This is a genomic window from Streptomyces aurantiacus, assembly GCF_027107535.1.
Taxonomy (GTDB): Bacteria; Actinomycetota; Actinomycetes; order Streptomycetales; family Streptomycetaceae; genus Streptomyces.
Window position 1 is genome coordinate 2057553 of the sequence record NZ_CP114283.1, and the last position, 12000, is coordinate 2069552.

At 70.6% G+C, this 12000-nt stretch carries 9 protein-coding genes; 7 read left to right on the top strand and 2 right to left on the bottom strand.

Annotated features, from left to right (window positions below):
* The first annotated feature begins 15 nt into the window (after positions 1-15).
* Both O1Q96_RS10765 and O1Q96_RS10770 read left to right on the top strand, forming a co-directional pair.
* The gene (locus O1Q96_RS10765; protein ID WP_055612103.1) at positions 16-300 is read left to right on the top strand and encodes a YggT family protein; all 285 of its coding nucleotides are present in this window, start codon (positions 16-18) and stop codon (positions 298-300) included.
* Positions 301-355: 55 nt separating this feature from the next.
* Positions 356-1540 (top strand): DivIVA domain-containing protein, encoded by a 1185-nt coding sequence (locus O1Q96_RS10770; protein ID WP_269247949.1) that lies wholly within the window; start codon positions 356-358, stop codon positions 1538-1540.
* Positions 1541-1795: 255 nt separating this feature from the next.
* Here the strand turns inward: O1Q96_RS10770 and ileS are convergent, their stop codons facing one another.
* Positions 1796-4969, bottom strand: coding sequence for an isoleucine--tRNA ligase (ileS, locus tag O1Q96_RS10775; RefSeq protein WP_269247950.1), 3174 nt, complete (start codon positions 4967-4969; stop codon positions 1796-1798).
* A 611-nt stretch (positions 4970-5580) separates the two neighbouring features.
* Between ileS and O1Q96_RS10780 the strand changes: the two genes are divergently transcribed.
* From O1Q96_RS10780 to O1Q96_RS10800, 5 genes are all read left to right on the top strand, one after another.
* Positions 5581-6720: a TraR/DksA family transcriptional regulator gene (locus tag O1Q96_RS10780; protein ID WP_269247951.1), complete on the top strand. Its 1140-nt coding sequence runs from the start codon at positions 5581-5583 to the stop codon at positions 6718-6720.
* A gap of 109 nt (positions 6721-6829) precedes the next feature.
* On the top strand, positions 6830-7576 hold the full coding sequence (lspA, locus tag O1Q96_RS10785; RefSeq protein ID WP_269247952.1) for a signal peptidase II: 747 nt from the start codon (positions 6830-6832) through the stop codon (positions 7574-7576).
* A 51-nt stretch (positions 7577-7627) separates the two neighbouring features.
* Positions 7628-8572 carry an RluA family pseudouridine synthase gene (locus O1Q96_RS10790; RefSeq protein WP_269247953.1) on the top strand — a complete coding sequence of 315 codons (945 nt, stop codon included), beginning with the start codon at positions 7628-7630 and terminating at the stop codon, positions 8570-8572.
* Positions 8569-9039 (top strand): GNAT family N-acetyltransferase, encoded by a 471-nt coding sequence (locus O1Q96_RS10795; protein ID WP_269247954.1) that lies wholly within the window; start codon positions 8569-8571, stop codon positions 9037-9039. The genes O1Q96_RS10790 and O1Q96_RS10795 overlap by 4 nt, the downstream gene beginning before the upstream one ends.
* A 141-nt stretch (positions 9040-9180) precedes the next feature.
* Positions 9181-10767, top strand: a complete 1587-nt coding sequence (locus O1Q96_RS10800; protein ID WP_269247955.1) for a Na+/H+ antiporter — start codon at positions 9181-9183, stop codon at positions 10765-10767.
* Between the two features lie 105 nt (positions 10768-10872).
* Here O1Q96_RS10800 and O1Q96_RS10805 read toward each other — a convergent pair whose 3' ends face one another.
* Entirely contained in the window at positions 10873-11997 is a 1125-nt protein-coding gene (locus tag O1Q96_RS10805; RefSeq protein WP_269247956.1) for a mechanosensitive ion channel family protein, read from the bottom strand.
* Positions 11998-12000 lie beyond the last annotated feature (3 nt).

A 12000-nucleotide genomic window follows, 5' to 3' on the forward strand; every position in this document is an offset into this window, starting at 1 on the left:
AGGGACGCACGGATCATGAGCGTGGTTGCGCAGGTTCTCTACGTCGCGCTGATGTGTTTCCTCATCGTGCTGATCTTCCGGTTGGTCATGGACTATGTCTTCCAGTTCGCCCGCTCATGGCAACCCGGCAAGGCGATGGTGGTCGTTCTGGAGGCCACCTACACTGTCACTGATCCACCGCTCAAGCTTCTGCGGCGGTTCATTCCGCCGCTACGTCTCGGGGGCGTGGCGCTCGACCTGTCCTTCTTCGTACTGATGATCATCGTCTACATCCTGATCTCCGTTGTGAGCCGGCTGTGAACGATACGGTCTTGCCGAACGCCGACGATGCCGACGACTACGTTGAGGTGAAGAGATGCCGTTGACCCCCGAGGACGTGCGGAACAAGCAGTTCACGACCGTCCGCCTCCGAGAAGGCTATGACGAGGACGAGGTCGATGCCTTCCTCGATGAGGTCGAAGCCGAACTGACCCGCCTGCTCCGCGAGAACGAGGACCTGCGCGCCAAGCTGGCCGCCGCCACACGCGCCGCCGCGCAGAACCAGCAACAGGGCATGCGCAAGCCGCCCGAACAGGACCAGCAGCAACAGCAGGGCCCGCCACAGGGCATGCGTGGTCCCGGTGCTCCCGTACCCGCCGGCATATCGGGCCCGCCGCAGCAGCAGATGGGTGGCCCCATGGGCGGCCCGCCCCAGCTGCCGAGCGGTGCGCCGCAGCTGCCCGCCGGCCCCAGCGGCCAGGGTGGCCAGCAGGGTCCCGGCCCGATGGGTCAGGGCCCCATGGGCCAGGGACCGATGGGCCAGGGCCCCGGTCAGATGCAGGGGCAGATGCAGCAGATGCAGCAGCAGCAGCAGATGCAGCAGCAGATGCCCCAGCAGATGGGCGGCCCGATGGGTGGCCCCATGGGCGGTCACGGACCGCAGATGGGACAGCCCGGTCAGGGCCCCGGTGGCGACAGCGCCGCTCGCGTCCTCTCGCTGGCCCAGCAGACCGCCGACCAGGCGATCGCCGAGGCCCGTTCCGAGGCCAACAAGATCGTCGGCGAGGCCCGCAGCCGCGCCGAGGGCCTGGAGCGCGACGCCCGCGCCAAGGCCGACGCTCTGGAGCGGGACGCGCAGGAGAAGCACCGCGTCGCGATGGGGTCCCTGGAGTCCGCCCGCGCCACGCTGGAGCGCAAGGTCGAGGACCTGCGCGGCTTCGAGCGCGAGTACCGCACGCGCCTGAAGTCCTACCTGGAGTCGCAGCTGCGTCAGCTGGAGACCCAGGCCGACGACTCGCTGGCTCCGCCGCGTACACCGGCGACCGCCTCGCTCCCCTCGTCGCCGAGCCCGTCCATGGCTCCGGCCGGGGCGAGCGCGCCGTCCTACGGTGGCAACCAGATGGGCGGCCCCGGTCCCGGGGCTCCGTCCTACGGCGGCCAGCAGCAGATGTCGCCGGCCATGACCCAGCCGATGGCGCCGGTGCGGCCGCAGGGCCCGTCGCCCATGCAGCAGGCGCCCTCGCCGATGCGTGGCTTCCTGATCGACGAGGACGACAACTGACGGCCTCCGGTACGCCTTAGGCGTCGGCAGCGTTCAGGGCGGAGCCCCCGGAATCCCGGGGGCTCCGCCCTTTTGGCGTGTCCGGCCGGACAACCCGGGGGTGCCCGGCCGGAGAGGCTCCTGCTGTACGTGTTCGGGTACGGGCGCACCTGTGCGCGGGTACGCAACGCCGAAGGCCCGGGTCCGCCGAGAATCTCGGCGGACCCGGGCCTTCGACGGGCTGCGGCGCCCTGGCCGTGTCTTCCCCGCTTCTCGCTACGCCTTGCGCAGGCGGAACGTCAGCGACAAGGACTCGTCCGTGAACGGGGAGCCGTAGCTGTCGTCCGCCGCACCCTGCCCGAAGTCGGTGGCGAGCACCTCGTCGGCGATCAGCGCGGAGTGCTCGGTGAGCGCCGCGACGACCTTCGGGTCCGTGGACGTCCAGCGCAGGGCGATCCGGTCGGCCACGTCGAGGCCGCTGTTCTTGCGGGCCTCCTGGATGAGACGGATCGCGTCACGGGCGAGGCCTGCCTGGCGCAGCTCCTCGGTGAGCTCCAGGTCGAGGGCGACCGTCGCACCGGAGTCCGACGCGACGGACCAGCCCTCACGCGGGGTCTCCGTGATGATCACCTCGTCCGGGGCGAGCGTCACGGTCTCACCGTCGACCTCCACCGAGGCCGTGCCCTCGCGCAGCGCCAGCGACAGCGCGGCCGCGTCCGCCTCGGCGACAGCCTTCGCCACCGCCTGGACGCCCTTGCCGAATCGCTTGCCCAGTGCCCGGAAGTTGGCCTTGGCCGTCGTGTCGACCAGCGAACCGCCCACGTCCGCGAGAGACGCGAGCGAGCTCACGTTCAGCTCCTCCGTGATCTGCGCGTGCAGTTCGCGGTCGAGGGAGGCGAAGCCGGTCGCGGCGACCAGCGCGCGGGACAGCGGCTGACGCGTCTTCACACCCGACTCCGCGCGCGTGGCACGGCCGAGCTCCACGAGACGGCGTACCAGCACCATCTGCTTCGACAGCTCCGGGTCGATGGCGGACAGGTCCGCCTCCGGCCAGGACGTCAGATGTACGGACTCGGGGGCTCCCTCGGTCACGGGCACCACCAGGTCCTGCCAGACCCGCTCGGTGATGAACGGGGTCAGCGGGGCCATCAGGCGTGTGACCGTCTCGACGACCTCGTGCAGGGTGCGCAGCGCCGCCTTGTCGCCCTGCCAGAAGCGGCGACGGGAGCGGCGTACGTACCAGTTGGACAGGTCGTCGACGAAGGCCGAGAGAAGCTTGCCGGCGCGCTGGGTGTCGTACGCCTCCAGAGCCTGCGTCACCTGGTCGGTGAGCGCGTGGAGTTCGGACAGGAGCCAGCGGTCGAGGACCGGGCGGTCCGCCGGGGCCGGATCGGCGCTGCTGGGTGCCCAGTTGGCCGTGCGCGCGTACAGGGCCTGGAAGGCGACCGTGTTCCAGTACGTGAGGAGCGTCTTGCGGACGACCTCCTGGATGGTTCCGTGACCGACGCGGCGGGCCGCCCAGGGGGAGCCGCCGGCCGCCATGAACCAGCGGACGGCGTCCGCGCCGTGCTGGTCCATCAGCGGGATCGGCTGCAGGATGTTGCCCAGGTGCTTGGACATCTTGCGGCCGTCCTCGGCGAGGATGTGGCCCAGGCACACTACGTTCTCGTACGACGACTTGTCGAAGACGAGCGTGCCGACGGCCATCAGTGTGTAGAACCAGCCGCGCGTCTGGTCGATGGCCTCCGAGATGAACTGCGCCGGGTAGCGGCTCTCGAAGAGCTCCTTGTTCTTGTACGGGTAGCCCCACTGCGCGAACGGCATCGAACCCGAGTCGTACCAGGCGTCGATTACCTCCGGCACGCGCGTGGCCGTCTTCTCGCGCTGGGCCTTCTCGCACTGGGGGCAGGCGAAGGTGACGTCGTCGATGAACGGGCGGTGCGGGTCGAGCTCCGACTGGTCGCTTCCGGTCAGCGTGGTGAGCTCTGCGCGGGAGCCGACGACGGTGAGGTGGTCGTCCTCGCAGCGCCAGATCGGCAGCGGGGTGCCCCAGTAGCGGTTGCGGGACAGGGCCCAGTCGATGTTGTTGTTCAGCCAGTCGCCGTAGCGGCCGTTCTTGACCGAGTCCGGGAACCAGTTGGTCTTCTCGTTCTCCTGGAGAAGACGGTCCTTGATGGCTGTGGTGCGGATGTACCAGGACGGCTGCGCGTAGTAGAGGAGCGCGGTGTGGCAGCGCCAGCAGTGCGGATAGCTGTGCTCGTACGGGATGTGCTTGAAGAGCAGGCCGCGGCTTTGGAGGTCCTCCGTGAGCTTTTCGTCGGCCTTCTTGAAGAAGACACCGCCCACGAGGGGAACGTCCTCCTCGAAGGTGCCGTCGGGGCGCACGGGGTTCACGACCGGCAGGCCGTACTCGCGGCAGACCTTGAGGTCGTCCTCACCGAAGGCGGGGGACTGGTGGACCAGACCCGTGCCGTCCTCGGTGGTCACGTACTCGGCGTTGACCACGTAGTGGGCCTCGGCCGGGAACTCGACGAGCTCGAACGGACGCTGGTACGTCCAGCGCTCCATCTCGGCGCCGGTGAAGGACCGGCCGGTGACCTCCCAGCCCTCACCGAGCGCCTTCTCGAGGAGCGGCTCGGCGACGACGAGCTTCTCGTCACCGGACGGGCTCGTCGCGACCACGTAGGTGACCTCGGGGTGGGCGGCGACCGCGGTGTTGGACACGAGCGTCCACGGGGTCGTCGTCCACACCAGGAGCGCGGCCTCGCCCGCGAGCGGACCGGAGGTGAGCGGGAAGCGGACGAACACCGAGGGGTCGACGACCGTCTCGTAGCCCTGCGCCAGCTCGTGGTCCGACAGGCCGGTGCCGCAGCGCGGGCACCAGGGGGCGACGCGGTGGTCCTGGACCAGCAGGCCCTTGTTGAAGATCTCCTTGAGCGACCACCAGACGGACTCGATGTACTCCGGGTCCATGGTCCGGTAGGGGTCGTTGAGGTCGGCCCAGTAACCCATGCGGGTCGTGAGCTCCTCGAAGGCGTCGGTGTGACGGGTCACGGACTCGCGGCACCTGGCGTTGAACTCGGCGATGCCGTACGCCTCGATGTCCTTCTTGCCCGTGAAGCCGAGCTCCTTCTCGACCGCCAGCTCCACCGGGAGGCCGTGGCAGTCCCAGCCGGCCTTGCGGGCCACGTGGTAGCCGCGCATGGTGCGGAAGCGCGGGAAGACGTCCTTGAAGACGCGCGCCTCGATGTGGTGGGCGCCGGGCATGCCGTTGGCCGTGGGGGGGCCTTCGTAGAACACCCACTCCGGGCGGCCCTCGGACTGCTCCAGGGTCTTGGCGAAGATCTTCTGCTCACGCCAGAAGTCGAGCACCGCGTGCTCGAGGGCGGGCAGGTCGACCTGGGCCGGGACCTGGCGGTACTGCGGCTGTGTACTCGGCTGCGTGTTCAACGAGCTTCCTCCGGCGGACTTTCTGCCTTCCGTCCGGAGGGACGAGAGCTGTGCTGTCACCTACGCCGTGTGCGGCGCGCTCCCGCGGTACCACCCTCCTTGGCCCTCCGCCGCCGCATACGCGCCGGTGAGCCCCCTCATTGGGGTCGCGATGCCGGGTCTACCGGCCGCTGCTGCCTCGCTGCGGCTTTCTTCCGGCGGCTCCGGGGTGATCTTCGCTTCGCGCTCGCCCCCGGGCTCACACCGTCCCCGGGTCGCTCTTGGCCGCGTACGCCGCTACTCGTCCCCATCCACGCTTCTCGCTCCGCCCAGTGTACGGCGCCCGGCCGACAGTGGCAGACCGGTTTTACGGGTTCGCGGAGGCGGCGCGGCGGGGCGTGGGGAGAGGGGCGCACTGAGCCGAATGCCGAGGCGCCGGTGTTCGCATTCTGGGACGGTCCCCTCGGCGGGTTACCGGGCGGGGAGCTGGGCACAACGCTTGCAGACTCGTCGTGCGGTACGCGCGGGGCGGGCGGATCGGGCGGCGTGCCCCGTTGCCGCGGGACTCAAGTCGATTTATCGTCCCAGCACGATTCGCGTGCAAGGTCACAGAATGTGAAGGGGCCGCGGCCATGGTGGCGAAAAAGACCGCCGTACAGCAGTCGGCGTCCGGCAGATCCATGGGGGCGGCCGGTGGCTCCGAGGCAGCGGCCAAGGAAGTCGGCGGCAAGAAGAGCGCGGCCGGGAAGCCGGCCGCCGCGAAGAAGCCTCCCGACCGGCCGGCCGACGGGACAGCCGCCCAGAAGAGAGCTCGTACCAAGACGACCACCACGAAGTCGACCGTCACGAGAACGGCCTCTACGAAGACGGCCGCCACCGGATCGGCCTCTTCGAAGACGGCCTCCACGAAAACGACTGCCACCAAGCCGGCCGCTGGGAGGGCGGCCTCCACGAAGACGGCCCCTGCCGAGAAGGCGGGCTCTGCGAAGAAGGCCGTCGGCGGGACGGCGGCCGTGAGGAGAGCGGGTACGAAGACCGGGTCCGCGAAGACGGCCGGCGCCGAGGCCGTTCCGGAGAAGGAGACCGCCGCCCCGGTGAAGCGGGCGGCTCGCAGGACAGCCGCCAAGAAGAGTGCCTCGGTGCAGGGTGCCGCCGCCGAGGGGGCGGAGGGCCCCGCCACGGCGTCCTCCAGGAGTGCGGGCCGAAAAGGCACACGTACGGCCAAGAAGGCGGTCGCTTCCGCGGCCGAGGGAGCGGCGGAGGCCGCCGAGACGACGGGAGCCACGACGGTGGTTGCGAAGAAGACCTCTGGTACGGCCGCTGCGGCGGGCAAGGCCACCGCGGTTCCCAAGGCGCGGGTGGCCGCGGCGGAACCCGGCGAACTCGCGGTACGCCCCGGTGAGGACCCATGGACCCCTCAGGAAGCCACGGAGGCACGTGAGGAACTGCTCTCCGAGGCGCTCCGGCTGCGGGCCGAGATCACGCACACCGAGGAGTCCCTCGTGGGCCTGATGCGCGACTCCGGGGACGGCGCGGGCGACGACCAGGCGGACACCGGCACCAAGAACATCACACGCGAGAGCGAGATGGCGCTCGCGGCCAACGCCCGGGAGATGCTGGAGCAGACCGAGCGCGCCCTGGAACGGCTGGACGCGGGCACCTACGGCCTCTGCGAGATCTGCGGCAACGCCATCGGCAAGGCCCGCATGCAGGCCTTCCCGCGCGCCACCCTGTGCGTCGAGTGCAAGCAGAAGCAGGAGCGCCGCTACTGACCGGTCACTGATCGACGGCCTTGCGCCCGGCGGGCCTCCTGAGCACATGGCCGCGGCGGCCCGTGCCGTACTCTCGTCCTCAGTCAGGCACCTAGGTTGAGGGACTCACGTGGCAGAGGCGGAGCGCATCATCGGTACGCCGGATACCCCGGGCGCGGCGGGGGCCGACCCGGAGCAGCCCGACAGGAGCGCGGCGTCGGGCGAGCGCTCGGACGCCGAGGGGGCGCGGGGCGCCGGGGCCGCGCGGCCCGGCCCTGCCGCCGGTCCCGGAGCCGATGCCGACTCCTCTTCCGGCCCTTCCGGTGACGATGCCGGCTCCACCGCCGATTCGGGCTCCGAGGGATCGTCGGGCGAGGCCGGGCAGCCCCGGGGCAGGCGCCGGATCGCCGTGCTCTTCACGGTCGCCGGCCTGGCGTACGCGCTCGACCTGATCAGCAAGCTGATCGTGGTCGCGAAGCTGGAGCACCACGAGCCGATCGAGATCATCGGAGACTGGCTGCGGTTCGAGGCGATCCGCAACGCGGGCGCGGCCTTCGGCTTCGGCGAGGCCTTCACGATCATCTTCACGGTGATCGCCGCGGCTGTGATCGTGGTGATCGCCCGGCTCGCCCGCAAGCTCTACAGCCTGCCCTGGGCGATCGCGCTCGGCCTGCTGCTCGGCGGCGCTCTCGGCAATCTCACCGACCGGATCTTCCGTTCGCCGGGCGTCTTCGAGGGCGCGGTCGTCGACTTCATCGCACCCAAGCACTTCGCGGTCTTCAACCTCGCCGACTCCGCGATCGTCTGCGGCGGCATCCTGATCGTGCTGCTGTCCTTCCGGGGCCTGGACCCGGACGGCACCGTCCACAAGGACTGAGCGGCCAGGCTGCCGTACGGCGGTGTCCGACCCGTCCGGCATACTCGACGGGTGAGCACCGTTCCCGAGATCCGCACCCTGCCCGTACCCGACGGCCTGGAGGGCGAGCGCGTCGACGCCGCCATCTCCCGCATGTTCGGCTTCTCCCGCACGAAAGCCGCCGAGCTCGCCGCGGCGGGGAAGGTCACGGTCGACGGCTCGGTGGTCGGGAAGTCCGAGCGGGTGCACGGCGGTGCCTGGCTGGAAGTGGAGATGCCGCAGGCACCCGCGCCCGTGCAGGTCGTCGCCGAGCCCGTCGAGGGCATGGAGATCGTGCACGACGACGACGACGTGGTCGTGATCGTCAAGCCGGTCGGGGTCGCCGCGCATCCCAGTCCCGGCTGGTCCGGGCCGACTGTGATCGGCGGCCTCGCCGCCGCCGGGTACCGCATCTCGACCTCGGGCGCCGCCGAGCGCCAGGGCATCGTGCACCGCCTCGACGTGGGCACGTCGGGCCTGATGGTGGTCGCCAAGTCGGAGTACGCGTACACGTCGCTCAAGCGCCAGTTCAAGGAGCGCACGGTCGACAAGCGTTACCACGCGCTCGTCCAGGGCCACCCGGACCCGACCAGCGGCACCATCGACGCGCCCATCGGCCGGCACCCGAACCACGACTACAAGTGGGCGGTCACCGCCGAGGGCAAGCCCTCCGTCACGCACTACGACCTGATCGAGGCGTTCCGCGCGGCCTCGCTGCTCGACATCAAGCTGGAGACCGGGCGCACGCACCAGATCCGCGTCCACATGTCGGCCCACCGGCATCCGTGCGTCGGTGACCTGACGTACGGCGCCGACCCGACCCTCGCCAAGCGGCTCGGGCTCACCCGGCAGTGGCTGCAGGCGGTACGGCTCGGCTTCGAGCACCCCGGGGACGGGCAGTGGGTCGAGTTCGAGTCCGGCTACGCCGAGGACCTGCAGAAGGCGCTGGACCGCGTGCGGGAGGAGAGCTACGCGTGACCTCGTCGCCCTATGTGGTGCGGGTCGCCGAGGACCCCGCCGACCGTGAGGCCTGCTTCGCGGTGCGCAAGGAGGTCTTCGTCGTCGAGCAGCGGGTCCCCGCGGACCTCGAGTACGACACGTACGACGCCGACGCCGTGCACGTGCTCGCCGTGCGCGAGGACGGCATGCCGCTCGGCGCGGGACGGCTGCTGTACGGCGACGGGGCGGCCGCCAGGACCGGTGGCGAGGCCGGCGTCGGATCCCTGGGACGGCTCGCCGTCGTGCAGGCCGCGCGCGGGCTCGGCATCGGGGCCGCGCTCGTGAGGGGCATCGAGGAAGCGGCCCGCGCGCGCGGGCTGACAGCGGTCGATCTGCACGCGCAGACGCATGCGCTGGGGTTCTACGAGCGGCTGGGCTTCGTGGCCTACGGGCCCGAGTTCTTGGACGCGGGGATGCCGCATCGGGCCATGCGGCGCACTCTCTAGGTTCGTGACCGCTCCGGCCCCTGCTTCTTCTTCCGGCTTCCGGGGGAGGCCGGGGCGGGGGCGGTCACTCGCGGGCCGGGCCTTCGGTGGCACTCTGGGGGTCTGACCGCCCGCTTCCCAGACCACCTCGGAGCGCTGACCGTGGACCAGCTGGCCCTGTTGTTCGTGCTGTTGCTCGGGGCCGTCGTGAGTGTCCCGCTCGGGGATCGCTTCGGCCTCCCCTCCCCGGTGCTGATGACACTGCTCGGGATAGTGCTGGCCGTCCTCGACTTCGTACCGAACGTCGACATCCCGCCCGAGCTGATTCTGCCCGCGCTGCTTCCGCCGCTGCTCTACGCCGCCGTACGGCGCACCTCCTGGCGGCAGTTCACCGCCAACAAACGGCCGATCTTCCTGCTCGCCGTGGCCCTGGTGTTCGTCACCACCGCCGTGGTCGCGGCGGTCGCCCACACGATCGTGCCCGGGCTGCCGATCGCCGCCGCCGTGGCGCTCGGCGCGCTGGTGGCGCCGCCCGATCCGGTCGCCGCGACCGCCGTCGCCGGACAACTCGGTCTGCCGCGCCGCCTGGTGTCGATCCTGGAGGGCGAAGGGCTGTTCAACGACGTGACGGCCATCGTGCTCTACCACGTCGCCATCGCCGCCGCCGTCAGCGGCTCCTTCTCGCTGCCGGGCGCCGCTCTCGACTTCCTGCTGTCCGCCGTCGTCGCCATCGCCGTGGGAGTCGGACTCGGGTGGGGCGCGAACCGGCTGATGGACTACCTCGGGGACCCGACGCTGCAGATCGGGCTGACCCTGCTCGTGCCGTACGCCTCGTACGTGATGGCCGAGGAACTGCACGGGTCCGGAGTGCTCGCGGTGCTCACCACGGCACTGTTCCTGGCGGAGTACGCGAACGACCCCGACGACGTCATGACGAGGCTCGCCGGGCACACCTTCTGGAACATCGTGGACACGCTGGTCACCGGGGTGGCGTTCGGGCTGATCGGGCTGGAGCTGCACAACGCGATCAGGACGGCGTCGGGGCGGTGGGGGGAGATGCTCGGCTGGGCCGCCGCGATCGTGGGGGTCGTCGTCCTCGTACGGCTGGCGTGGTTGCTGCCCGCCACGTGGCTGACGAAGCGGTTGCACGCGAAACGGGACCACGACGAGGACATCCCGACGACCTGGCGGGAGACCGTCGTCATGTGGTGGGCCGGGATGCGCGGGGTGGCGTCCGTGGCGCTCGCGCTGGCCATTCCGCTGGAGATGGAGAACGGGGCGCCCTTCCCCAACCGGGACGAGATGATCTTCATCGCGTTCGGCGTGATCATGGCGACGCTCGTGGTGCAGGGGCTGAGTCTGCCGTGGCTGGTCCGGAAGCTGGGGGTGCAGGCCGACACCGGCCGGGAGAAGGAGTTCGAGAAGACGCTCGCCGTGCGGGCGGCCAAGGCGGCGAAGGCACGGCTCAGGGAGATCGGGGAGACGGAGGACCTGCCGGAGGAGCTCACCGAGCAGTTGCTGCGGCGGGCGTTCGACATCGGCTACCGGATCAGTCCCGACATGGGGGAGGACGAGCGGCAGGAGGCACACGAGCAGCGGGCCCGCCGGATCAAACGGGTGCGGCGGATCCAGGGGGAGATGCTGTCCGCGGCCCGGCACGAGGTGCTGGCGGCGCGGGGTGAGGCGGGGGCGGATCCCGAGGTGGTGGACCGGGTGCTGCGGCATCTGGACGTGCGGAGCCTGCGGTGACCCCTTCCAGCAGGTGGAACGGGTCCGGCCCTTCGTGACCGGGCGCCGACGGCGGAGGCTTGCCGCGGCGGTTCCCCGCACCCCTGCCGGGGCGCGGGGACAGGTTCAGCCCCGGCCCGCCCGCGGGGTCTCCACGGCGCGGCTGCGGGCCGTTCGCGGGCGTTGTGGGTCGTTTCCGTTCGCGTGGACGGTGCCCGGCCGCAGGATCGCGTCGGCCGTGTTGACGCGGGGCAGGGCGTACGGGTGGTGGTTGGTCAGCCAGCGGAGCATCTGCTCGCGGACGGTGACGCGGACCGTCCAGACGTCGTCCGCGTCCTTCGCCGTGACGAGCGCCCGCACCTCCATCGTGCTGGGCGTCGAGTCGGTGACGGCGAGGCCGTAGTCGCGCCCGTCCCAGGCGGGGCACTCGCGGAGGATGTCGCGGAGTTTGGCGCGCATCTCCTCGACGGGTGCGCTGTGGTCCAGGTGGAAGAAGACCGTACCGGTCATCTGCACGCCACCTCGGGACCAGTTCTCGAAGGGCTGCGACGTGAAGTACGACACCGGCATGGTGAACCGGCGCTCGTCCCAGGTGCGTACGGTCAGGAAGGTGAGCGTGATCTCGTCGACCGTGCCCCACTCGCCGTTCACCACCACCGTGTCGCCGAGCCGCACCATGTCGCCGAATGCGATCTGGAACCCGGCGAACATGTTGGCAAGGGTGGACTGCGCGGCCACACCGGCGACGATGCCGAGGATGCCGGCCGAGGCGAGCAGCGAGGCACCGGCCGCGCGCATCGCGGGGAAGGTCAGCAGCATCGCGGCGACGGCCACCACACCGACGATCGCGGCGACCACCCGCTGGATCAGCGCCACCTGCGTACGGACACGGCGGACCCTGGCCGGATCGCGGTGGGCGTTGGCGTAGCGGGAGTACGAGGAGTCGACGATCGCCGTCGCGATACGCACCAGCAGCCAGGCCGTGGAACCGATGAGGACCAGGGTCAGGATCTGACCCACCCCCGCGGAGTGCTCCTTGGTGAGTTCGGCCTGGTCGTACGATCCTCTCAGCATCGCCGCGCACATCACGAACTGCAGTGGAAGACGGCAGCGGCGCAGCAGGCCCCACAGCGGGACCTGAGGGTGGCGTTGATCGGCACGTCGCAGCAGCAGGTCGACCAGCCAGCCGACGAGCAGCGTCAGTACGAGCGAGCCGCCGATCACGATCAGCGGGCGAAGCACGTTCTCCATGCC